Genomic DNA, 22,504 nt, shown 5'->3' with positions numbered 1-22,504 from the left:
GCGGCACCGGCACCACCGCGGCGGTGCGCCGGCACTAAGAGCACGACCGGGTGCTGATCCGTCACCTACGAGCAGTACGCGCCCCACCGGCACGGCGACCCGACCTCCCAGATCCCGGACCGGATCCCGGTGCTCGATAAAATGCGGGGACAGCCACCGCCCGCGAGGAGTTCCCGGATGACGCAGGTCAGGCCCATGCGCGCGGATGCCCGGCGTAACCACGAGCGGTTGCTGACGGTGGCGGCGGAGGCCTTCGCCGAGCATGGGGAGAACGCCTCGCTCGACCAGATCGCCAAGCGGGCGGGCGTCGGATCGGGCACGCTCTACCGGCACTTCCCTACGCGGCATGCGCTGCTGGAGGCCGCGTACGTGGACCGGATCGAGGCGCTGGGGAGGCGGGCCGCCGAACTGGCCGGGGAGTTGCCGCCGGGTGAGGCGCTCATGGAGTGGCTGAACGAGCTGTGCGTCACCACGATCCAGCTGCGGGGCATGAAGGCCCTCCTGGGGGCGGCGGTCACGGACCACGGCTCGGCGCCGCCGACGGCGTGCGGTACGGCGTGCGGTACGGCTGTGAAGGGTGCGGCGAGCAGACTGGTGGGGGCGGCGCAGGCGGAGGGGGTCCTGCGGGCGGACCTGGAGCCGGTCGAGGTGCTGCGGCTGGCGCACGGGGTGGCCACGGCGGCGGAGCTGGGAGGCGGGCAGGGCGAGGAGATCCGCCGTTATCTGACGTTGCTGACGGAGGGACTGCGGCCGTAGCTCGGCGCGGTTCGTCCGGCACCCGGAATGGGCGCCGCTGGGGTGCGGCGTGCCCGATGGGGCGCGGGGTAACCGCGCGATCAGCCCCACGGTGCCGCGGCCGGGGTGCGCGCCGCAGTTCGACGGCGGAGGCCCCCCGGCACCGCGACGTGCCGCAGCTGCCGCCCTACAGGGCCCTCGCCCCCGGATCCACCATGTTCCGGACCGTGCGGGCCTTGACGAAGTCGCCGATGGCCGTCATGTCCCACTCACCGGAGAACTGGCGGATCAGCTTGGCCATCATCACCCCGGTCTGCGGCTCGGCGCCGGTGAGGTCGAAGCGGACGAGTTCCTCGCCGGTCGCCGGGTCGACGAGGCGGCAGTACGCCTTGGCTACCTCCGTGAACTTCTGGCCCGAGAAGGAGTTCACCGTGAAGACCAGGCCGGTGACCTCCTGCGGCAGCCGGCCGAGGTCGACCACGATCATCTCGTCGTCGCCCCCGCCCTCGCCGGTCAGATTGTCCCCGGAGTGCTTGATCGCGCCCTTCAGGATCGTCAGCTTGCCGAAGTAGCAGCTGTCGATGTGGTTGCGCTGCGGGCCGTAGGCGATGACCGAGGCGTCCAGGTCGATGTCCTTGCCGCGGAAGGCGGGCTCCCAGCCGAGGCCCATCTGCACCCGGGAGAGCAGCGGGCGGCCGCCCTTGACCAGGGACACGGTCTGGTTCTTCTGCAGGCTGACCCGGCCCTTGTCCAAGTTGATCTTCCCGGCGCCCGGTACGGGAGGAGCGGGCGGCGCCGGGGGCACCGGGGGAGCCGACAGGGTGGTCACCGGCGGGGCCGGCGGGGCGGCCGGCTGTTGCGGGGCCGCGGGCGCGGCGGCCGGCTCCTCCACCGTCACGCCGAAGTCCGTCGCGATACCGGCCAGCCCGTCGGCGTACCCCTGGCCGACGGCGCGGGCCTTCCACTGGCCGCCCCGGCGGTAGATCTCCACGACGACCAGCGCGGTCTCGGTGCCGAGCTGCGGCGGTGTGAACGTGGCCAGCGCCGCTCCGCCGTCCGCGTCGCGGATCGTGGCCGTCGGCTCGATGCCCTGGAAGGTCTGGCCGGCCGCGTCCGGGCTGGCCGTGACCACGATCTTGTCGATGTCCGGCGGCACGGCGGCGGTGTCCACCGTGATCGCGTCGGGCGCGGCACCGCCGCCGGACCGGTAGGTCACCCCCGGCCCGGCCGGCTGGTTGTAGAAGATGAAGTCGTCGTCGGAACGCACCTTGCCGTCGCCCGTGAGCAGCAGGCCCGACACGTCGAGCCGCACCGGAGCGGCGACGTCCACCGTCACGCGCACGGCCGAGAGAGGGATGTTCGAGCCAGGGGTCATAGCTGTCATGCCGGGTGAACGAACGACACCGCTTTACTGTTCCCTTACCTGCCGAACGGGTTACGGCACCACGACGATCTCGCGCCCCACGCCCTGCGCGAACTGCTCCAGCGCCTGCGGGTACCGCTCCAGCGGGATCCGGTCGCTGATGAACACCTCCGTAGCCGCGCACCGCGCAGGACAGCGGTTCCACCAGGGCCGCGTCCTCGGTGCGCATGTGTTCGGGCGGCTTCACGCAGTTGGCGACCGGGGCGAGCGCGTACCGTGCCGCGCCTCCTGCCGCCGTCACGCCGATCGCGGCCCACCCGTGAGCGATCGTTTTCCGCCGTTGCCGAGGGGCCGGCGAGATTCAGTAGGGCCAGATCGGCGGGTCGCTGACGAAGTGACCGCCCAGGTGGCGGTGGGCCGGGTTCTCCGGGTCCAGTTCGCCCTGTTCGGCGATGAGCTTCTCCGCGTACGGCTCGGAGTCGTCCTGCGGCTCGTAGCCGAGCCCCCGTGCGGTGGTCAGATCCCACCACAGGCGGGTGTTGGCGGAGGATCCGTAGACGACCGTGTGGCCGACGCTCCCGGCGGTCAGGGCCGCGTGGAAGAGCCGGGCGCCGTCGCCCGGGCTCATCCACACCGAGAGCATGCGCACGCTGGTCGGCTCCGGGAAGCAGGAGCCGATGCGCACCGAGACCGTCTCCAGGCCGTGCTTGTCCCAGTAGAACTGCGCCAGGTCCTCGCCGAACGACTTCGACAGGCCGTAGAAGGTGTCCGGGCGGCGCGGAGCGTCGATCGGAATCAGGGGGTCGCCCGCGCGCGGGGCCGGGGTGAAGCCGACGGCATGGTTGGAGGAGGCGAAGACGATGCGCGGCACGCCTTCGAGACGGGCGGCCTCGTAGAGGTTGTAGGTGCCCTCGATGTTCGACCTCAGGATCTTCTCGAACGGCGCTTCCAGGGAGATGCCCGCGAGATGGAGGATCGCGTCCACGCCCCGCACCGCCTCGCGCAGCGCCTCCTTGTCGGTGAGGTCCCCGATGATCGCGTCCGGCTCGTCCTCGAGGGGGCGCACGTCGAAGAGGCGCAGCGTGTAGCCGTACTCCGGCAGCAGGGACCGCATCAGGGTGCCGAGCCCGCCGGCGGCGCCGGTGAGCAGAACGGTGCGGGGAGCGGGCATCCTCGGTCTCCTAGATGTGAGGGGCCGTATGCGTGGACGACATTCACATGGGTGGACACGCTAGGGAGGTGTACATGCCTCGTCAAGAGTGCCGGGGCGCGGGTGTATTCGCTGCTGTTCGCCAGTTCGTGTGCTTGACCCGCTCTCCTGCGGACACGTAGCTTGAGATCGTTCAGAAATATAGACGACGATCAGAAACATGCACCGATAGGGAGCGCCCGTGCCGCCTGCCCCTCTCGCCGCCCGGCTCCGCGATCCGAGCGGGCCGCTCTTCTTCCCCGTCACGGCCTACGGCCCCGACGGCTCACTCGACCTGGACGTCTTCGGAACCCACGTGCGCCGGGGCGTCGCGGCCGGTGCCGCCGCCGTGTTCGCCTGCTGCGGCACCGGCGAGTTCCACGCGTTGCTGCCGGAGGAGTTCGAGGCCTGCGTCCGGGTCGCCGTGGAGGCGGCCGAGGGGCGGGTCCCGGTCGTCGCGGGCACCGGCTACGGTACCGCGCTCGCCGCCCGCTACGCGCGTCTCGCCGAGCGCGCGGGCGCCGACGGCCTCCTCGCCATGCCGCCGTACCTCGTGCTCGCCGGCCAGGAGGGACTGCTGCGGCACTACCGCGAGGTCGCCGCGGCCACCGCCCTGCCGGTCATCGTCTACCAGCGCGACAACGCGGTCTTCACCCCGCGGACCGCGGCCGAACTCGCCCGTACCGACGGCGTCATCGGCCTCAAGGACGGCGTCGGGGACCTCGATCTCATGCAGCGGATCGTCAGCACCGTCCGCACCGAGGTCCCCGGCGACTTCCTGTACTTCAACGGCCTGCCCACCGCCGAGCAGACCCAGCCCGCCTACCGCGCCCTCGGCATCACCCTGTACTCCTCGGCCGTGTTCTGCTTCGCCCCGGAGATCGCCCTCGCATTCCACCGCGCCCTGGAGACGGACGACCCGGCCACCGCTCAGCGCCTCCTGGACGGCTTCTACCGCCCGTTCGCCGAACTGCGCGCCCAGGGCCGGGGATACGCCGTCTCCCTCGTCAAGGCCGGTGTACGGCTGCGCGGCCTGGACGTCGGCGAGGTCCGGCCCCCGCTGCACGAGCCGGGCGACGATCATGTCAAACAGCTCGCTCAGCTGATCGAGCGTGGGTACGCGCTGCTCGAGGAGGACGCGTGAAGGCGTCGGCGTTCGTCTACCCCTGGGACGTCAACGGCGACCCCGAGGCCCCCGCGCGCATCGCCGGGCTCGGCGTCGAGCAGGTGACCCTCGCCGCCGCCTACCACTCCACCCGGGCCCTGACCCCCCGGCACCCCCGCCACCGCATCGTCACCGCCGCGTACGCGGCCCTTCTCTATCCGCCGGGCGACCGCTGGGCGGGCCGCGGCCTGCGTCCGTACCCCGCCGGCCGCTGGGCCCCCGGCAACGCCTACGGCGAGGCCGCCAAGGCCCTCGCCGGGGCCGGTCTGGAGGTGCACACCTGGGTCGTCCTCGCCCACAACTCCCGCCTCGGCGCCGAGCATCCGGACACCTCGGTCGTCAACGCCTACGGCGACCGCTACCCGTGGGCGCCGTGCATCGCCCAGCCCGCCACGCGCGCGTATCTGGTCGACCTGGCCGCCGAGGCCGCCGTACGTCCTGGTGCGCACGGCACCGAGCTGGAGTCCCTCGGCTGGTACGGGCTCCAGCACCTGCACGCCCACGACAAGATCTCCGGCGTGGGCCTCGGGGACGCCGGGCAGTACCTGATGTCCCTGTGTTTCTGCCCCTCCTGCCGCACGGGCTACGGCGGACAGGGCCTCGACGCCGACGAACTGGCCGCGGCCGTGCGGACCGCGCTGGAGCCGCTGTGGCGGGGCGCGGCGGACGACGAGGGCTGGCCCACGGCCGAGAAGCTGCTCGGCGAGGACACGGCGGCCGCCACGCGCGCGTGGCGTGAGAAAACCGCCCGCGCCCTCCAGGAGGAGGCCGTCACCGCCGTCCGCGCCGCCGCGCCCGACGGTTTCCAGGTCCTGCTGCACGCCGACCCGGTCTCCTACCACTGCGGCGCCAACGTGGGCGTCGACCCCACCCACATCCTGTCCGTGGCCGACGGCGTGGTGGTGCCCTGCACGGGCGGTACGGCCCTGCTGGCGCCCTTCGCCGAACAGGCGCGGAAGCGGACGGTGCTGGCCGCCAACCTCACCGTCGTCAGCGGGATGGGCGGCAGTCCCGGCACGCTCGCGGCGGACGCGGCACGCGCGCGTACGGAAGGCGCGACGGAACTGCGGCTGTATCACGCCGGGTTGGCGTCGGACGGTGACCTGGCGGCGGTGCGGGAGGCACTGTCCGCACACTGAACCAGCGGAAGGGCCGTCAGGAGCAGCGCGAGGCCGTACAGCGGCAACAACAGCGCCGGTCCCGCCAGTTCGACCAGGCCGGCCCCGAGGGTGAGTCCCAGCACGGTCGGGGTGAAGACCAGCGTGCCGGCCGTGGCCGTCGCGCGGCCGAGTAGCGGGCCGGGGGTCTCGCGCTGGACGGCGGTGAACGCGGCGATCAGCACGCAGGGCAGACCCAGACCGCTCGCCGCGCCGGACACCAGGGCCACCGGGTCCGACGGCACGGCGCGCGCGGCCATCGCGGCCCCCGTCAGCGCGATGCCCGCCGCCGCGAACCGGCGCCCGCCGAACCGGCGCAGCGCGGGTCCCGAGACGAGCCCGACCGTCACCGAACCGGCGCCCTGGACGGCGTACAGCACGCCCGTGTAGGCGGGGGAGTGGCCGAGGCGGTCGACGACGGCGTACACCGTGGGGCTGCCGAGCGCGGTCAGCAGCATGGTCGTACCGCCCGCCCGGACCAGCGGGCGCAGCACGGGGTGACCCCACAGGTGCCGGACACCCTCCGCGGTCTGTCGCCGCCAGCCGTCTCCGGACCGGGCAGGCCGCTCCTCGCGCATCCGCAGCAGGGCGTACAGTCCGGCGGCGAGGACGAAGGTGACGGCGTCCAGGCAGGCCACGGCCGGACCGCCGTAGACCGCGTAGAGGCCCGCCCCGGTCAAAGGAGCGACGAGTTTCATGCCCTCCGTGACGGTCATCCGCAGCCCGTTGAAGCCGCCGAGGAGGTCCGGGGCGACGGCGGCGGCGAGCAGGGCCGACTCGGCGGCGTCGTGGACGACACCGGCGGTGCCGTACAGGAACAGGACGGTGAACAGCAGCCAGAGGCGGCCGGGGGAGTCGACGGCGAAGAGCGTGGGGAGCAGGGCCGCCAGGCCCAGGTTCAGGGTGATGAGCAGGGGCCGCCGCCGGAGGCGGTCGGCGAGTGTGCCCAGCGCCGGGCCCGCCAGGGTGGGCGCCCACATGGCGAGCATGCACAGGGCGGCCAGGCCGTCGGAACCCGTGAGGTCCTTGACCCACACACCCGACGCCAGCCACAGCGAGGAGGTGCCGAAGGCGGACACCACCAGGCCGATGAGGTACAGCCCCGCATTGCGGTCCCGCAGGACCCGGATCACCGTCCAGGAAGTCGTCATACCCCGTCATCGTGGGCGTAAGGAGGGGGCCTCGGGATCGGTAAGGTGCCCTGATCCCGGGGGCGGCGCGGCGGCGGCAAGCCGTCGGTACCTGGCACGATGCCCCTGGGGCCCCGCGGACGGCCGCCGCCGGGGCGCCGCCGCGATCACCGGGTCGCACAGCGCGCAGCCGAACGCGAGGAGTCGTGGGCGAACGGGACGATCGGGTGGCCGTGACGTGGTGCACGACGTCCCACGCGGTGTGCGGCAGCCGGCCGATGCCGACGCACGTCCAGGACTCCAGGTGGGCGACGCAGGCGGCCACCGCGGTGAACGCGGACTCCCAGCCGCCGGGGCCGCCGCTGGGGGAGGCGGCGCCCTCGCCGGCCACCATGACCACCGATGAGTTCCGGGGACCCGGCCGGTCAGCCCTTCGTACGGGCAGCGCGACCCTGAAGGAGCACGACATGACCATGGTGGACCTCGGCCCGCAGACCCGGATCGTGGCGCGGCTCGCCGAGTCCGTGACCGACGAGCGGCTGACGGCCGTCACGCCGTGCCCGGACTGCGCGGTGCGGAACCTGCTGGGCCACATCCTGATGCTCTCCGTAGCCTTCCGTGACGCGGCCCGCAAGGACCTCGGCACCACGACCGACACCAGCCCGACCGCCACCGTCCCGGACCTCGGTCCCGGCTGGCGCGAAGAGCTGCCCGAGGTGCTGGACGAGCTGGCCGACGCCTGGCGCGACCCGGCCGCCTGGACCGGTGACACGCGGGCCGGCGGGGTGGACCTGCCGGGCGCGGTCGCGGGCGCCGTGGTAGCCGACGAACTGGTGATCCACGGCTGGGACCTGGCCCGCGCCACCGGCCAGGACTACGCCCCCGACCCGGCCGCCCTCGAATCGGCCTTCGGCTTCCTCCTCGCCGCCGCCGACGACCCCGACCGCGGCAACGGCCTGTTCGGCCCGGTCGTCCCGGTCCCGGAGGGCGCGCCGCTGCTGGACCGGGCGGTGGGTCTCAGTGGGCGGGACCCGGGGTGGCGGCCGCAGGAGACTGAGTAGGCGGACAGGTACGGCATGAGTACCTCGGCCGGTGTGCCGGGCACGGCGGCACCGGTTCGATGGCCATATGACGACACAGCACATCGCGGCGGTTCCGGGCCCGGCCGGCGCGGAGCAGCCGGACCCCCGGGGCTGGGTGGCCCCTGCGGTCGCGACGGCCCTGATGGTCCCGCTCGGCCCGCTCGCCCTCCTCTTCGGAGGTCTGTCCGCCATGGCCACGGACAGCTGCGGCCCCGACGACTGCTCGGCCGCCCTGGAGACGGCGCTGGCCTGGATCTACGGCATGCTCACTTTCGGTGGCGCGCTGTCGTGCGCGGCCCTGCTGACCGCGTGGCTGCTGCCCTGGAAGCGCCGCTGGTCGGCGGCGCGCGTCTGGGCGGCCCTCGTCGCGCTGACGCCGCCGCTGTCCGTCCTGTACCTGGTGTTCACACTCCCCGCGCCCTGACACGGGCGCTCCCCGACGTACCCTCCCTCTCATGCCGCTCACCCTCACCGTCCTCGGCACCTCCTCGCCCCACCCGGCCCCCGGCCGGCCCTGCTCCGGGTACCTGCTGTCCGGCGGGGGCGCCGAGGTGTGGGTGGACGCGGGACCCGGGACGTTCGCCGCGTTGCAGCGGCACACGGACCCCGCTCGGCTCACCGCGATCTGGATCTCGCATCTGCACGCCGACCACAGCGCCGACCTGCTGTCCGCCGCCTACGCCTTCGCCTTCGGCGGGATGCCCCCGCCCGCGCCGATCCCGGTGTACGCCCCACAGGACTGCGCCCGGCGGCTGGCCGGCTTCTTCGGGCGAGCGGACGTCGAGTTCCTCGAGGGCGTCTTCGACTTCCGCGACCTGTACGACGGCCACGACGTCCGGCACTGGAACCTGCGCCTCACCGCCCGCGCCGTCGCCCACGGCACGGAGGCGTACGGGCTGCGCGCCGAGTGCCAGGGCAGCGTGCTGGCGTACTCCGGGGACAGCGGACCCTGCCCCGCCCTCACCGCACTCGCCTCCCGCGCCGACCTGTTCCTGTGTGAGGCGGACATCGACGCGCATCACGGAGGCGAACCGTCGCAGCAGGTGCATCTGACGCCGGAGGACGCCGGCCGCATCGCCCGCGACGCCCGCGTGCGCGAGCTGCTCGTCACCCATGTCGGGCCCACGCTGACCCGCGAGGCGGCCACCGCGCGCGCCGCCGCCGTCTCCGGCCGGCCCACGTACATGGCTGCCGAGGGCGGCACCGTCACCATCTGATGCACCCCGGTCCAGGCGACCTGCTCCGCGCTGACCCGCGCCGACGGCGCCACCGGCACCGCCGAACGGTCCATCGCGAACCGGGAGTTCCACCGCGCCCTCTACCTGCCCTGCGGCAACCCGCTGCTCGGCCGGATGCTGGACGAGGTCCGCGACCAGGCCGCCCTGGTCTCCGCCGTCGCCTGGGCGGCCGACCCGTCCCTGCAGGAGGCCGGTGGGGCCCGCCCGTTCGGGTGAACTCCCCCACCGGTCCTCGCGGTTCCCCTCCCGGGGCGACCTGGTCGAAAGAACGCGATGTCCGGACCACGTTCGGGTCATGCCGGGACCAGGACATCCATATCGATCGGATAACAGGCCTCGCAGTGCCGGGCGTGATGCGCGTAGACAGTCCCTGACCTGGTACATCACTCTCATCCACCAGATCCGGAGATTTCATGCGGAAGTCCCTCAGAGCGGCCGCCGTCGGCGCCGCCTTCGCCCTCGCCGGTGCCGCGCTGTACGGCGCGGGCGCGGCCACCGCCGGCCAGTCCACGGCGAACTCCACCCACGAGCCCTACAACATCGGGCTCCTGGTGAAGGACATCGACACCTATTACGGCACCACCGCCGACAGCAACGGCGTCTACCAGGCGTCCCCGGACAGCCCGTACGCCAAGGACCTGGCGCGCATCGACGCCGACGCCAAGCGGTACATCGACAAGGCGGCCCGCAAGGCGCAGCGGCACGGTGAGAAGCCGGCCGTCGTCTTCGACATCGACGACACGCTGCTGCTCAGCCTCGACTACGAGAAGCGCTACAACTACACGTACAACGGCACCACATGGGCCGACTACGTGAACCGCGCCGACCGTCCCGCCGTCTTCGGCAGCCCCGAGCTGGTCCGGTACGCCGAGTCCAAGGGCGTCGAGGTCTTCTACAACTCCGGTCTCGGCGAGGCGCAGCGCGCCGCCGCCGTGGAGAACCTGAAGAAGGTCGGCGCCGATGTGAACCTCGACGCCGGCCACATGTTCCTCAAGGACAAGGCCAACCCGCCGGCCTACCTCGGTGACTGTGCCACCCCGGGCACCTGGAACTGCACGACCGTGCAGTACAAGTCCGGCACCCGCGAGCACATCGAGGACGACCTCGGGTACGAGATCATCGCCAACTTCGGCGACCAGTACTCGGACCTGGACGGCGGCTACGCCGACCGTACCTACAAGCTGCCGAACCCGACGTACTTCGTCAGCTGAGCCCTTCCGGGCAGGCGGTGAGCAGCCGCTCGTACCCGGCCCCCGTCACCGGCAGCACCGTGCCGTGGCGGGGGCTGGCCGGCAGCTCGTGGTCCGGGGACCGGGTTGTCCCGCTCGTGCCTTACTCGCGCTGGCTTCCGCCGCCTGTTACGGTCTCGTCGACCTCTCCGGCGGGCTGCTGTCCCGTCGGCTGCACTTCGCCGTGGTCACCTTTCTCGGACAGGTGGGCGGCCTGCTCTCCGCCGTCACGGCCGCCCTGCTGGCGTCCGCGGAGCCGGTGCGGCCCGTGGACGCGCCGTAACGGGCGCTGTCCGGCGCCGGCAGTGCCGCGGCCATGCACCTCCTCGACCGCGGCCTGAGCCGGGGGCGATGAGCGTGGTCGTACCGGTGAGCGCCGTCACCGGCGTGGCGCTGTCCGTCGTGTGCGGTGTGCTCTTCCCGCACGACCGGCCGACTCCCCTGGCCTGGCCGGGCATCCGCGTCACCGTGCCCGCCCTGTGGCTGGTGTCGGGCGGCGGCACCGGACGCGAAAGCCCGACGGCGTCCTCTACCTCTGGTCGACCCGGCGGCAGGTCCTTGCCGTGGCGGTCGACCTGGCCTCCCTGTACCCGGCCGTGCCGACGATCCCCGGGCTCGCGGTCCTGCACGAGAAGGTGACCCGGACGCAGGGGGCCGGCCTGGCGGGGGCGGCGGCCGCCGTCGTCCTGCTCAGCCTCGCCTGAGGCCGTGTCTCACGAGTCGCCGTCACCGTGCGCGGCGAAGCCGCCCCTCACCGCGTACTCATGACCGTCGGCCGTGCCCGTGATGGTGTAGCTGTCGTCCTTGGCGTCCCGGCCGCCGCGCTCGTGGTCGTACTGCCCGGCGAAGACCCACTGGCCCGCCGGGACAGTACGGCCGTCCTTGAGTGTCCAGGTGTAGAGGAGGAAGCCGTCGCGCTCCGCGACGGTCTGCGTGAAGTCCGTCTCGGGCAGCGAGCGCCAGGCGCCCGCCGAGGACGCACCGCCGGTCTGCGCCACCTTCAACCGGACGGTGAGAGCGGTCAGTTGCTTCGACGTCTTGAGGGTCAGGTTGCTCTGCGCCCAGAAGTCGTTGCTGTGCGGGTCCACCGAACCGTCCGACCACAGCGGCCCGTCCTGCTCGGCACGCGCCACGGGCGGCTGGGCGGAGGCGGTGGCCTTCGGGCCGGAGGAAGCCGCGGAACTCGGGGTACGGGACGGGTGGGTGGCGCCCGTGCTGGGGGCCGGGCCGGCCGTGTGGGCCGGCGGCCGCGTGGTCGCGTCGGACGGGGGACCGGGCGTCGGCGAGACGGCGACCGTCCGCTCCCGCGCCGGAGGTGTCTCCTTCACCGCGGACGCCACCGCGTACCCGCCGACGGCGAGCACCCCGGCCACCGCCGCGGTGGCACCGGCCACCCGCACCCAGCCGAGCACCGGCGGACGCGTCGCCCGGTGATCGGGGCGGGACCGGGTGGCCATGCCGCGTTCCATCCGGGCCAGGATGCGCGCGCGGTCGGGTTCATGGGCGTCGGCCGCCACGTGCAGCCGGGCGCGCAGCTCGTCGTGCACGTCCTGCTGCGTCATCGGTTCCTTCCTCCGCTCTCGCCGCGCGCCATCGCCGCACGCACCTTCTGCGGAACGCCCTGGAGGCCGAGCAACCGCTGCAACTCGGCCATGCCCTTGGACGTCTGGCTCTTCACCGTACCCACCGAGACTCCCAGGGTCAGCGCGGTGTCCTTCTCCGACAGGTCGAACGCGTGCCGGAGCACCACACACGCCCGTTTGCGGAACGGCAGCCTGCGCAGCGCCTCCTGCACGTCGACCACGCCCGCGACATCCGGGTTCTCGGTCCGCTCCTCGCGGTGCGACCAGAACAGGGCGATCCGGCGGCGCTCGCGCACCGCGCTGCGGATGCGGGTACGGGCCAGGTTGGCGACCACGCCCCGCGCGTACGCCACCGGGTGGTCGGCCGCGCGCACCCGGTCCCAGCGGTGCCACAGTGCCAGCAGCGCGTCCGCGGCCAGATCGTCGGCGGCATCCGCCTCGCCGGTCAGCAGATGGGCGAGACGGGAGAGTTCGGCGTAGTGCCGTTCGAAGAAGGCATGGAACTCCACGGAGGCGGCGTCGTCGACGACTGTGCCCACGGGTCTCTCCTCGTAGCGATTCCCCGACGTCGAACAACCGTGCGCCAGGACGAGATCCGGAACTGTATCAGCGATCCGTGCGGTGGCTCGAACAGTGTACGGATGGTCGAACCCGATTCCGTAACGCGGAGAAAACCTGAAACCGGTTCAACGAGGGAACAATCCAGCCAGCATCCGCGCACCGATCACTCAGGCAACGAGGAGCACAGCCATGTCCGAGAGACAGCAGGGGGCCGGCCGGCCAAGTGCCGCACCCGCGGCGGCGAACGGCGTCGACCGGTACTTCCAGATCTCCGAGCGGGGATCCACGTTCGGCCGGGAGATACGCGGCGGCCTCGCCACGTTCTTCACCATGGCCTACATCCTTGTCCTGAATCCGATCATCCTGGGTAGCGCCAAGGACAAGTTCGGCCACTCCCTCGACACCGGCCAACTCGTCACCGCCACCGCGCTGGTGGCCTGCGTGATGACGATCGTCATGGGCGTCGGCGGCAACCTCCCGCTCGCGATCGCCGCCGGCCTCGGCCTCAACGCCGTCGTCGCCTTCCAACTCGCCCCACTGATGAGCTGGTCCGACGCGATGGGCCTGGTCGTCCTCGAGGGCCTGGTCATCTGCCTCCTGGTCCTCACCGGGCTCCGGAAAGCGATCATGAACGCGATCCCGCAGCAGCTGAAGCAGGCGATCGGCGTCGGCATCGGCCTGTTCATCGCCTTCATCGGCTTCGTCGACGCCGGGTTCGTCAGCCGCATCCCGGACGCCGCGAACACCACCGTGCCCGTGCAGCTCGGTGCCGTCGGGCGCCTCACCGGCTGGCCCGTCCTCGTCTTCTGTCTCGGCGTGCTGCTCACCATCGCGCTGCTCGCCCGCAAGGTGAAGGGCGCGATCCTCATCAGCATCGTGACGATGACCGTCGTCGCGATCGCCATCGACGCCGTCGCCGACATCAAGAGCTGGGGTCTGACCACCCCCAAGGTCCCCGACGAGATCGTCGCCACCCCGGACTTCGGACTGGTCGGTGACTTCAGTCTGTTCGGTGGCTTCGCCGAGGCCGGCGTGCTCACCGCCGTCCTGCTGGTCTTCACCCTCGTCCTGTCGGACTTCTTCGACGCCATGGGCACCATCGTCGGCATCAGCGCCGAGGCCGGGCTGCTGGACGAGAAGGGGCAGGTCCCGGGCATCGGCCGTGTCCTGTTCATCGACGGTGCCGCCGCCGTCGCCGGCGGTCTCGGCTCCGCCTCCTCCAGCACCGCCTACATCGAGTCCGCGGCCGGCGTCGGCGAGGGCGCCCGCACCGGCTTCGCCAACCTCGTCACCGGCGGCCTCTTCGGCCTCGCCCTCTTCCTCACCCCGCTGCTCACCATCGTTCCGCTGCAGGCGGCGGCGCCGGCGCTGATCGCCGTGGGCTTCCTGATGATGACCCACGTCAAGTACATCGACTGGGACAGGTACGAGATCGCCATCCCGGCGTTCCTCACCATCGCCGCGATGCCGTTCACGTACTCCATCACCGACGGCATCGGCGCCGGCTTCCTGTCCTACGTCGTCATCAAGACGGTCCTGGGCAAGGCGAAGGAGGTCAACTGGCTGCTGTGGGGGGTGTCGGCACTGTTCCTGGTGTACTTCGCGATCGATCCGGTGGAGCAGGTTCTGGGCGTCAGGTAGGCACCGGGAAGGGCAGCGCGCCCCGACTGCGCGACCGGCCCCCACTCGCCGGCACCCGGCCGGCGACCGGAAACCGGCCGCGCAGCCACCTCAGCCCTTCAACGCCGCCTGCATCATCGCCTTCGCGACCGGCGCCGCAAGCCCGTTACCGCTGACCTCCGAACGCTCCGCGTCCGACTGCTCCACCATCACCGCGACGGCGACCTCCTTGCCGCTGCCGCCGGACTTGCCGTACGAGGTGAACCAGGCGTACGGCGTCTTGCTGTTGTTCTCACCGTGCTGGGCGGTACCGGTCTTGCCGCCCACGGTCACCCCGTCGATCAGCGCGTTCGTGCCCGTACCGTCCTTGACCACCGTCTCCATGGCCGACTGCAACTGCTCGGCGGTCGAGGAGCTGACGATCTCCTGGGTGTCCGCGCTGTCGTCAAAGTCCTTCAGCACATCACCGCCACTGTCGGTGATCCGAGACACCATGTGCGGTGAGACCAGCTTGCCGCCGTTGGCTATGGCCGCGGACACCATGGCCATCTGGAGCGGGGTCGCGGTGACGTCGAACTGGCCGATGCCGGACAGCGCGGTCTGCGCCTCGTCCATGTCCGAGGGGTACACGCTCGGGTAGGCCCGCACCGGCACGTCCTGCTCCTGGTCGTTGAAGCCGAACTTCTCGGCCATGGCCCTCACCTTGTCCTGCCCGAGCTGGACTGCCATATGACCGAAGACGTTGTTGCAGGAGTACCGCAGGGCGACCCGGAGTGAGGCGTTCTCGCACGGCGCCGACCTGTTCTCGTTCTCCAGCACGCGCACCGTGCCCGGAAGGGTGTAGGGGTCGGGACTGTCGGTGGGCTCGTCCACGTTCTCGTACAGCCCGTCCTCCAGCGCGGCCGCCGCCACGACCAGCTTGAACGTCGAGCCCGGCGGCAGCGGCTGACGCAGCGCCCGGTTGGTGAGCGGCTTGTCCTTGTCCGCGTTGAGCGTCTTCCAGGCCGTCCCGGCCGTGTTCGCGTCGGTCAGCGACGAGGGATCGTACGACGGCGTCGACACCGCCGCCAGGATCCTGCCGGTCTCCGGGTCGATCGCGACGGCCCCGCCCTTCTTGTCGCCCAGCGCGCCGTACGCCGCCTTCTGCACGGCCGGGTCGATCGTCGTGAGCACGTTGCCCGGGTCGGCACGCCGGCCCGTGACGGTGTCCATCACGGTCTTCAGCCGGGTGTCCGTGCCGTTGAGCAGGTCCGTGTAGATGCCCTCCAACTGGGTGGGGGCGTAGGCCTGGGAGGCGTAACCGGTCACCGCCGCGTACAGCTTGCCGTCCTTGTACGTCCGCTTGTACGCGAGGTCACCGCCCTTCGTCCGGGCCGAGCCGGTGATCGGGCTCCCGCCCACGATGATGTTCCCGAGCGGCAGCGAGTACGTCTCGATCGCGTTCCGCCGGTTCTTGTTGTCGTCCGCCAGGGCCTTGCCGTCGTAGAACTGCACCCACGTCGCCCTGACCAGCAGAGCGAGCACGAGCAGCAGCGCGAAGACGGACGCCCGCCTGATCGTCTTGTTCATCCCGCTCGGAAGACGATCGAGAGGGGGGTGATCGTTCCCCTACGCCCCGCTTTCTCATCGAGCACTCAGGAAACCGGCCTCGTACGCGGCGATCACCGCCTGGGTGCGGTCCCGGGTACCGGTCTTCGCCAGAACGGCCGCCACATGCGACTTCACGGTGGCGGGGCCCACGTCCAGGCACCGGGCGATCTCCGCGTTGGTCAGCCCGGCGGCCATGTGCCGCAGGACGTCCCGCTCGCGGCCGGTGAGCCTGCTCACCCAGGGCGCGGACGGGGCCGCCCGGCGGACGTGCCGGGCGGCCAGATCCCGTACGGCCGACGGGAACAACAGGCTGTCGGTGCGCGCGACCAGCCGTACCGCCTGCACCAGGGCGTCGGCGTCGGACCGCTTGAGCAGGAAGCCGGCGGCTCCGGCGCGCAGGGCGTCGTACACGTAGGAGTCGTTCTCGAAGGTGGTCACGACGACGATCCGCGGCGGCTCCTCCAGAGTGCCGACGATCTGCTCGGTGGCCCGGATGCCGTCGATTTCCGGCATGCGGACGTCCATGAGGACGATGTCGGGCCGCAGCTCCCGCACCACCGACACCGCCTCGGCGCCGGTCGCCGCCTCACCGACCACCTCCAGACCGGGCTCGGCGGAGAGGATGGCGCGCAGCGCGGTGCGGACCATGCGCTCGTCGTCGGCGAGAACGATCCGGATGGCGGGCCGGGTCATCGGGGTCCCTTCGGTCGGGCGGGCGCCGGGGGCGTCGGTCCCCTGATCGTCGAGGTGATCGGTCACAGGACCCTGGGTGCCTTCGGGCGCGGGAGCGTCGAGGTGATCGGTCACGCGCCCCTCGGCATCATCGGTCACGGGCCGTCAACGGCAGCTGCACGTGCAGCCGCCAGGTCCCGTCGGTGGCCCCCGCCTGTGCGGTGCCGCCCAGCAGCCGGACCCGGTCGGCGATGCCGCGCAGGCCGTGGCCGCCGCCGGGGCGGCAGGCGGGGGCGGCGCCGAGGCGGTTCTCGACGGTGATCTCCAGGCGGTCGCCGGCGGTGGTGATGCGGACGGTGACGGGTTCGCCGGCGTGCTTGAGGGCGTTGCTCAGCCCCTCCTGCACGATCCGGTACGCCTCCCGGGAGACCAGCGGCGGCAGAGCGGCGGGGTCGGTGCCGACGGTGGCCGTCACGGGCTGCCCGGCGGCCCGGGTCCGGCGCAGCAGACCATCGAGGTCGGCCGCGAGGGTGGGCGCGGGCGCGGTGCCGGGCGCGTCGCCGTCCCGCAACACACCCAGGACGGCGTCGAGTTCACCGACCGTGCGCCGGGTGGTGTCCTCGATGGCGGCGAGCGCCTCGCGGACGAACTCCGGGTCGGTGCCGAGCAGGCGGCGGGCCGCGCTCGCCTGGAGGGTGACCGCGCTCAGGGCGTGGCCGACGGAGTCGTGCAGTTCGCGGGCGAGCCGGTTGCGTACGGCGAGGTCGGCGGCGCGGGCCTCCGCCGCCGCGAGCCGGTCCTCCGGGGTGGGCCCGAGCAGAGCGGGCGCCCAGCGGGCGAGCAGCGCCCCGCAGCCGGCGGCACAGGCGGCCAGGGCCAGCAGCATGGCGAGTCCCGCGACCGGGGACAGCGCCAGCGCCCAGGTGTGATCGAGCCCTTCGGGCAGCTCGAGCGGAGAGCGGCGCAGCCCGGCGAACAGCGGCAGCGCGATCAGCACCACCGCGAACGGCGGTACGGCCAATGACATCCCGGAGATGATCCCGCCGAGGCCCAGATGCAGCGTGAACCAGGCGGCCGTGCGCCCGCGCGCGGCCCGCGTGCGGGCCGGACCGTGGGCGAGGGCGTCCCCGTCGATGCCGCACAGGGCGCGGGCGGCGCCGGACTCCAGCGGCCGGGTCAGCGGAAACAGCGCGGTGACGGCGGCGATCGGCAAGCCGACGGCGAACGAGCCCAGTTGCAGGGGGAGAGACCCGAAGACGTCGTCCACACCGACGACGGGCCCCACGATCACCGAGCCGACGAGGACGTACGGCATGGCGAGCGCCCCGCCCAGGATCAGGTGGATCCAGCGGCGCCGCGCCCGCCCGCCGTACAGGAGCGCCAGCGCCTCGGTCACCGAGGGGTCCTGGCGGACCGGTCCGCGAAGTGGTGGGTGGCGACGGATGCCACGAGCAGGCCGACGATCATCTGGACAGCGTAGGTGAGGTGCATCGCCGGTGTCGGCATGCCCGCGGGGTCGTCGGACATGACGAGCGTGCTCAGGGACATCCAGCCGCCCCAGCAGGCCACGGCACCCGAGCCGACCCAGGCCAGGGCGAGCGGCACGGTGACGGGCAGCGGGCGGCCTCGGTGGAAGGCCAGTTGCCAGGCACCGGTGACGGCGGCGCCCAGGAAGAGGACGTAGACCGCCTCCATGAGCCGGCCGCCGCCGGTGTTCCGCCCGGCCGTGACTCCGCAGGCCCACAGCAGCCGCGACGTGGCGGGCACCAGCGCGAGTACCAGCGCCGTCACGGCCGTCAGCCGCTGTGCGGCCGCCGCCGTGTCCTGCGCGGGCAGGTCCCCCACCCGCCCCCGCCACAGACGCCCCCACCGGTCGCGTGCGTACCCGACGAACAGTGTCCCGAGCGCGAGCCCCTGCACGATGAACCCGCCGTACACCACCCCGAAGACCCACCCGTCGAGGAACGGCCGGTCAGCGTCGCCGCCCGGGTCACCGCCGTGGACGATCATCTGCAGCGGGAATCCCACCATGATCGGCGCGAGCAGTCCGGTGGCGAGCCACATCGGCACCGCGAGCAGCCAGGCGGGCACCCGCCGTCCCCACGGGCGGGTCAGCAGCAGCGCCAGCACGACCACGGACGCGTCCATCAACACGGTCAGGCCGTTGGCGAGCGCCATGGTCAGCCGGTGCTCCAGCAGCGCACTGCCGTCCGGGATACCGACGTGACTCCCGGCGATCCAGGCGACCTTGAGGGACAGATACGGCAGGCAGGCACCCACGGCGATGTGGCGCGACAGCCGGCGGAAGGCGTCGGTGCCGTGCGGTGCCGAGGCGGTCGCGGAGGACGACACGGCAGGGGCGTTCGAGGAGGTCATGCCTCAACGGTCCCGTGCGCCCAGGGGGTCAGGCCTCCTCCGGCACGAGGATCCGGCCCCGCCGTGTGGGGGAGACGGAGCGGGACTCAGTCCTCCAGGATCAGGACGATCTCCTCGATCTCCCGGCCCCGCCCGTTCGCGTAGCCGCGAGCCCGCGCCCTTTCGCGGAACCCGCACTTGGCCAGCACGCGCAGCGAGGCGGCGTTGTCGGCCGCCGCCCGCGCGTACAGGGGCCGCTCGGGCACCTCCGCGAGCAGAGCCCGCAAGGCCGCGGTGGCCACGCCCCGGCCCCAGTACGCGCGGTCGATCCAGTACGTCACCTCGCGCTCCCCGGTCACGCCGTAGACCGCCGCGTTACCGGCCACGTCGCCGTCGGCCAGCACCGTGCGCAGCACGTCGGAGGAGTTGCGCAGGCGCTGCCAGTGGGCCGCGAAGGCCTCCCGGTCGTCCGGGTCCTCGGGGCCGAACGCGGCCATCCGGACGGCCTCCGGATCCGTCATCTGCCGGAAGAACACCGGCAGGTCACCGTCCTGCACGGCCCGCAGCGTGATCTCCATGGACCCGAGCCTATGCCCCCGCCCTCAGAGCCTCCGCGTCGCCAGCGTCAGCCGGTCCCGTGCGTCGAACAGCGCGTCCTTGATCAACTGCTCGTGGGCGGGGGTCAGCCGGGCCACCGGGACCGAGCAGCTGACGGCGTCCCGTGCGGGCGTGCGGTACGGGATCGCCACGCCGAAGCAGCGCAGGCCCAGCGTGTTCTCCTCGCGGTCGACCGCGAAGCCCTGCTCCCGGATCTGGTGCAGCTCCTCGATGAGCTGCTCGCGGTCGGTGAGGGTGTGCTCGGTGAGTGCCGGCAGCGTCTCCGGCAGCAGCTTGCGCACCTGCTCGTCGGTGTACGTGGCGAGGATCGCCTTGCCGAGCGAGGTGGAGTGGGCCGGGAGCCGGCGCCCGACGCGGGTGAAGGGGCGCAGGTAGTGCTGGGACTGGCGGGTGGCCAGGTAGACGACGTTGGTGCCGTCGAGACGGGCCAGGTGGATGGTCTCCGTGGTGTCGTCGGAGAGCCGATCCAGGGTCGGGCGCGCGGCGGCCACCACCTCGTCGCCGTCGATGTACGACGTGCCCACGAGCAGCGCCCGCACCCCGATGCCGTACCGGGTGCCCGTCGCGTCCGTCTCCACCCAGCCCAGCTCCACGAGCGTGCGCAGCAGCATGTAGAGGCTGGACTTGGGGTACCCCACGGCCTCCTGGACGGCCGCGAGCGAGTGCATACCGGGCCGGCCGGCGAAGTACTCCAGCAGTTCGACGGTCCGTACCGCCGACTTGACCTGCGCCCCGCCGCCTGTGTCGCCTGCCGTCATCGCCCGTGACCCCTTCGTTCGCCGAGGACCTGGATATCGAGCACCCAGATATATAGTCTCCGAGCAGCGTATTCATCATCAGAGACAGTGTTCAGTATATCGAACGCGACTGATGGGGTGACCGAGAGATTGCGGCCTTACTGGGAGGGACCCGCGGTGGCAGCAGCACCAGTCTGGAGTGTCGACCCGCGCACCGGGAAGCAGCGTGAACAGGTTGCGGTGGAGGCCACAGCCCAGGAGGTGGACGCGGCGGTCAGGGCGGCCCATGCCGCCCGCGGCGCCCTCGCGGACCGCGCGGTCCGCTCCGCGTTCCTGCGCTCGGCCGCCGCGGGCCTGGAGGCGGCCAAGGACGGCCTGGTCGAGACCGCCGACGCCGAGACCGCGCTCGGTCCGGTCCGGCTGACCGGCGAACTCGCCCGCACCTGCTACCAGTTGCGGGCCTTCGCCGACATCGTCGACGAGGGCGCCTTCCTCGACGTCATCATCAACCACCCCGACGACACCGCGACCCCGCCCGTCCCGGACCTGCGCCGTTACAAGGTCCCGCTCGGCGTCGTCGCCGTCTACTCCGCCTCCAACTTCCCCTTCGCCTTCTCCGTCGCCGGCGGCGACACCGCGAGCGCGCTGGCCGCGGGCTGCCCGGTCGTCGTCAAGTCCCACCCCGACCACCCGGCGCTGTCCGAGCTGGTCGCCAAGGCGCTGCGCCGGGCCGCCGCCGAGCACGGCATCCCCGAGGGTGCCGTCGGGCTCGTGCACGGCTTCGAGGCGGGCGTCGAGCTGATCAGGCACCCGCTGGTCACCGCCGCCGGTTTCACCGGGTCCGTCCGCGGCGGGCGGGCTCTCTTCGACGCGGCCGCCGCACGTCCGGTGCCGATCCCGTTCCACGGCGAGCTGGGCTCGCTGAACCCGGTGCTGGTCACCGAGGCGGCCGCGGCCGAGCGGCCGGAGGAGATCGGCAGCGGGCTCGCCGGGTCGATGACCCTCGGCGTCGGCCAGTTCTGCGTCAAGCCGGGACTGGTGCTGGTGCCGTCCGGCCCCGGCGGCGACCGGCTGGTGAAGTCCCTGACCGACGCGGTCGGCGACAGCGACGCCGGGGTGCTGCTCGACCACCGTATGCGGGACGACTTCATCGCCGGGGTGCGGGAGCGAGCCGGCCTGGAGGGGGTGGAGGCCCCGGTGACGCCGGGCGCGGGCGACGAGCACACGGTCAGCGCCGGGTTCCTCACGGTGCCGGCGAGCCGGCTGGCCGAGGAGGGGGCGTACGACCTGCTGCTGGAGGAGTGCTTCGGGCCGGTCACCGTGGTGGTCCGCTACGAGGACGAGGGCGAGGCGGCGGCGGTGCTGTCGCGGCTGCCGGGCAACCTGACGGCGACGGTTCAGCTGTCCTCGCAGGAGGCGGCCGGTGGGGGCCGGGGCGCGGAGATCCTCGCCGAGCTGACTCCGCTGGCCGGGCGCGTGCTGGTGAACGGGTGGCCGACGGGCGTGGCCGTGGCGCCGGCCCAGCATCATGGCGGGCCGTACCCCGCGACGACCTCTACGTCCACTTCCGTGGGCGGGACGGCTGTCGAGCGGTGGTTGCGGCCCGTGGTCTACCAGAACGCTCCCGAGGCACTGCTGCCGACCGAGCTGAGGGACGACAACCCCCTGGGGCTCCCCCGGCGGTTCAACGGCGTCCTGGAGCGCTAGCTGTGGCCTACAGCGAAATCCTCACCGACGAGAAGAAGGAAACCGCCACCGCCTTCTGAACCCGTGCCCACGCGTTCTTCGTTCAGGCCGGTGATCACCGTCGAGCGGGTCCTGACCGAGAACGGCTCCTGCTACCGCTCCCGCGACTGGCGCGATGTCCTGGCGGCGGCCGGGATCACCCACAAACGAACCCGGCCCTACCGGCCCCAGACCAACGGCAAGGTCGAACGCCTCAACCGCACCCTGCTGGACGAGTGGGCCTACGCCCGCCCCTACCGCTCAGAAGCCGAACGACGCGACGCCTTCCCGCAGTGGCTGCACACCTGCAATCACCACCGCGGACACACCGCGCTCGCAGGCAAACCACCCCCCGCCAGCCGCGTCCCCCACCTAATCCGGTAGTAGCAGCGCTCGGTGGCCGGGCAGCGTCGAGTGAAGACACCTATCCCCAACACGGTCCTACAGACCTTCTGTGAGAGCGGTGCTTCTCGGCACATCCTGGTCACCGCAGTGCCGCCGAGGGTTGGCGGTCACGTGGGCGCCGGACGGATGCCTTCGCCTGACCGGGCCTTGACGCCTCGAAGCAGATCGGTGGCGTTTTGCGTCCTCGTGACCGTCAACACTGTCGCCTTGATCACTCGTTGGTGTTGGTGGCGCGAGCCCACCGCATGGTGACCTCTCGATACGCCTGAGCTGTCTGTCTGAGCTCCCGCATAGACCGAGGCCCGTGGGGTGAGCTGGTGCCACGAACGGCTACTGAGGTGGCGGACCGG

The 22,504-nt window shown here is 72.2% G+C and carries 22 protein-coding genes and 4 pseudogenes; 13 read left to right on the top strand and 13 right to left on the bottom strand.

Translation table 11 applies throughout. The annotated features are described in order from the left end of the window. Window positions 1–177: 177 nt before the first annotated feature. On the top strand, window positions 178–756 hold the full coding sequence (locus ABZ079_RS18075; RefSeq protein ID WP_356940664.1) for a helix-turn-helix domain-containing protein: 579 nt from the start codon (window positions 178–180) through the stop codon (window positions 754–756). A gap of 166 nt (window positions 757–922) precedes the next feature. Here ABZ079_RS18075 and ABZ079_RS18070 read toward each other — a convergent pair whose 3' ends face one another. The 3 genes and pseudogenes from ABZ079_RS18070 to ABZ079_RS18060 form a co-directional block, all read right to left on the bottom strand. Further along, window positions 923–2,110, bottom strand: a complete 1,188-nt coding sequence (locus ABZ079_RS18070; protein ID WP_356940415.1) for a TerD family protein — start codon at window positions 2,108–2,110, stop codon at window positions 923–925. A 160-nt stretch (window positions 2,111–2,270) separates the two neighbouring features. Continuing rightward, window positions 2,271–2,414 (bottom strand): annotated as a pseudogene (locus ABZ079_RS18065) (alcohol dehydrogenase); the annotation flags it as partial. Between the two features lie 45 nt (window positions 2,415–2,459). After that, entirely contained in the window at window positions 2,460–3,269 is an 810-nt protein-coding gene (locus ABZ079_RS18060; protein ID WP_356940414.1) for an NAD(P)-dependent oxidoreductase, read from the bottom strand. Window positions 3,270–3,489: 220 nt separating this feature from the next. Here ABZ079_RS18060 and ABZ079_RS18055 point away from each other — a divergent pair, with 220 nt between their 5' ends. Together ABZ079_RS18055 and ABZ079_RS18050 are read left to right on the top strand one after the other, a co-directional pair. Then, window positions 3,490–4,431 (top strand): 5-dehydro-4-deoxyglucarate dehydratase, encoded by a 942-nt coding sequence (locus ABZ079_RS18055; protein ID WP_356940413.1) that lies wholly within the window; start codon window positions 3,490–3,492, stop codon window positions 4,429–4,431. Further along, a complete protein-coding gene (locus ABZ079_RS18050; RefSeq protein ID WP_356940412.1) occupies window positions 4,428–5,591 on the top strand; it encodes a hypothetical protein in 1,164 nt (387 codons plus the stop codon). Before ABZ079_RS18055 ends, ABZ079_RS18050 begins: the two co-directional genes overlap by 4 nt. Here the strand turns inward: ABZ079_RS18050 and ABZ079_RS18045 are convergent. Both ABZ079_RS18045 and ABZ079_RS18040 read right to left on the bottom strand, forming a co-directional pair. Next, window positions 5,528–6,760 (bottom strand): MFS transporter, encoded by a 1,233-nt coding sequence (locus tag ABZ079_RS18045; RefSeq protein WP_356940411.1) that lies wholly within the window; start codon window positions 6,758–6,760, stop codon window positions 5,528–5,530. The two genes, ABZ079_RS18050 and ABZ079_RS18045, sit on opposite strands and share 64 nt — an antisense overlap. A gap of 268 nt (window positions 6,761–7,028) precedes the next feature. Beyond that, window positions 7,029–7,133 (bottom strand): annotated as a pseudogene (locus tag ABZ079_RS18040) (hypothetical protein); the annotation flags it as partial. Between the two features lie 73 nt (window positions 7,134–7,206). Here ABZ079_RS18040 and ABZ079_RS18035 point away from each other — a divergent pair. The 7 genes and pseudogenes from ABZ079_RS18035 (at window position 7,207) to ABZ079_RS18005 (ending at window position 10,992) form a co-directional block, all read left to right on the top strand. Beyond that, complete coding sequence (locus ABZ079_RS18035; protein WP_356940663.1) at window positions 7,207–7,800, top strand: TIGR03086 family metal-binding protein; 594 nt, start codon at window positions 7,207–7,209, stop codon at window positions 7,798–7,800. 67 nt (window positions 7,801–7,867) lie between these two features. Beyond that, the gene (locus ABZ079_RS18030; protein WP_356940410.1) at window positions 7,868–8,245 is read left to right on the top strand and encodes a hypothetical protein; all 378 of its coding nucleotides are present in this window, start codon (window positions 7,868–7,870) and stop codon (window positions 8,243–8,245) included. Window positions 8,246–8,276: 31 nt separating this feature from the next. Continuing rightward, on the top strand, window positions 8,277–9,038 hold the full coding sequence (locus tag ABZ079_RS18025; RefSeq protein WP_356940409.1) for an MBL fold metallo-hydrolase: 762 nt from the start codon (window positions 8,277–8,279) through the stop codon (window positions 9,036–9,038). A gap of 24 nt (window positions 9,039–9,062) precedes the next feature. Continuing rightward, window positions 9,063–9,245 (top strand): annotated as a pseudogene (locus ABZ079_RS18020) (FCD domain-containing protein); the annotation flags it as partial. Window positions 9,246–9,472: 227 nt separating this feature from the next. Continuing rightward, a complete protein-coding gene (locus ABZ079_RS18015; RefSeq protein ID WP_356940408.1) occupies window positions 9,473–10,270 on the top strand; it encodes an HAD family acid phosphatase in 798 nt (265 codons plus the stop codon). 64 nt (window positions 10,271–10,334) lie between these two features. Continuing rightward, complete coding sequence (locus ABZ079_RS18010) at window positions 10,335–10,571, top strand: hypothetical protein (RefSeq protein WP_356940407.1); 237 nt, start codon at window positions 10,335–10,337, stop codon at window positions 10,569–10,571. A 280-nt stretch (window positions 10,572–10,851) separates the two neighbouring features. Continuing rightward, entirely contained in the window at window positions 10,852–10,992 is a 141-nt protein-coding gene (locus ABZ079_RS18005) for a hypothetical protein (RefSeq protein ID WP_356940406.1), read from the top strand. 9 nt (window positions 10,993–11,001) lie between these two features. On the opposite strand, the gene ABZ079_RS18000 is transcribed toward ABZ079_RS18005, so the two are convergent. Both ABZ079_RS18000 and ABZ079_RS17995 read right to left on the bottom strand, forming a co-directional pair. Next, window positions 11,002–11,850, bottom strand: a complete 849-nt coding sequence (locus ABZ079_RS18000; RefSeq protein WP_356940405.1) for a hypothetical protein — start codon at window positions 11,848–11,850, stop codon at window positions 11,002–11,004. Further along, window positions 11,847–12,410, bottom strand: coding sequence for a SigE family RNA polymerase sigma factor (locus tag ABZ079_RS17995; protein ID WP_356940404.1), 564 nt, complete (start codon window positions 12,408–12,410; stop codon window positions 11,847–11,849). Before ABZ079_RS17995 ends, ABZ079_RS18000 begins: the two co-directional genes overlap by 4 nt. A 211-nt stretch (window positions 12,411–12,621) precedes the next feature. Here ABZ079_RS17995 and ABZ079_RS17990 point away from each other — a divergent pair, with 211 nt between their 5' ends. Next, on the top strand, window positions 12,622–14,073 hold the full coding sequence (locus ABZ079_RS17990) for an NCS2 family permease (RefSeq protein WP_356940403.1): 1,452 nt from the start codon (window positions 12,622–12,624) through the stop codon (window positions 14,071–14,073). A 90-nt stretch (window positions 14,074–14,163) separates the two neighbouring features. On the opposite strand, the gene ABZ079_RS17985 is transcribed toward ABZ079_RS17990, so the two are convergent. The 6 genes from ABZ079_RS17985 to ABZ079_RS17960 all read right to left on the bottom strand — a co-directional run bounded on the left by ABZ079_RS17985 (window position 14,164) and on the right by ABZ079_RS17960 (window position 20,045). Then, a complete protein-coding gene (locus ABZ079_RS17985) occupies window positions 14,164–15,621 on the bottom strand; it encodes a penicillin-binding transpeptidase domain-containing protein (RefSeq protein WP_356940402.1) in 1,458 nt (485 codons plus the stop codon). A 54-nt stretch (window positions 15,622–15,675) separates the two neighbouring features. Further along, window positions 15,676–16,335 (bottom strand): response regulator transcription factor, encoded by a 660-nt coding sequence (locus tag ABZ079_RS17980; RefSeq protein ID WP_356940662.1) that lies wholly within the window; start codon window positions 16,333–16,335, stop codon window positions 15,676–15,678. Window positions 16,336–16,462: 127 nt separating this feature from the next. Then, on the bottom strand, window positions 16,463–17,710 hold the full coding sequence (locus ABZ079_RS17975; protein WP_356940401.1) for a histidine kinase: 1,248 nt from the start codon (window positions 17,708–17,710) through the stop codon (window positions 16,463–16,465). Then, complete coding sequence (locus ABZ079_RS17970; RefSeq protein WP_356940400.1) at window positions 17,707–18,690, bottom strand: hypothetical protein; 984 nt, start codon at window positions 18,688–18,690, stop codon at window positions 17,707–17,709. The genes ABZ079_RS17975 and ABZ079_RS17970 overlap by 4 nt, the downstream gene beginning before the upstream one ends. A gap of 86 nt (window positions 18,691–18,776) precedes the next feature. Next, window positions 18,777–19,247, bottom strand: a complete 471-nt coding sequence (locus ABZ079_RS17965) for a GNAT family N-acetyltransferase (RefSeq protein ID WP_356940399.1) — start codon at window positions 19,245–19,247, stop codon at window positions 18,777–18,779. Window positions 19,248–19,271: 24 nt separating this feature from the next. Then, window positions 19,272–20,045, bottom strand: a complete 774-nt coding sequence (locus ABZ079_RS17960) for an IclR family transcriptional regulator (protein ID WP_356940398.1) — start codon at window positions 20,043–20,045, stop codon at window positions 19,272–19,274. Between the two features lie 156 nt (window positions 20,046–20,201). Between ABZ079_RS17960 and ABZ079_RS17955 the strand changes: the two genes are divergently transcribed. Then, window positions 20,202–21,731, top strand: a complete 1,530-nt coding sequence (locus tag ABZ079_RS17955) for an aldehyde dehydrogenase (NADP(+)) (RefSeq protein ID WP_356940397.1) — start codon at window positions 20,202–20,204, stop codon at window positions 21,729–21,731. A gap of 2 nt (window positions 21,732–21,733) precedes the next feature. Further along, window positions 21,734–22,133, top strand: a pseudogene (locus tag ABZ079_RS17950) (integrase core domain-containing protein); the annotation flags it as partial. Window positions 22,134–22,504: the final 371 nt, after the last annotated feature.

Origin of the sequence: Streptomyces sp. NPDC006314, from assembly GCF_040613075.1 — a bacterium.
GTDB lineage: Bacteria > Actinomycetota > Actinomycetes > Streptomycetales > Streptomycetaceae > Streptomyces.
Note: the sequence above shows the minus strand (reverse complement) of the source record. Positions and strands in the feature narration are given on the sequence as shown.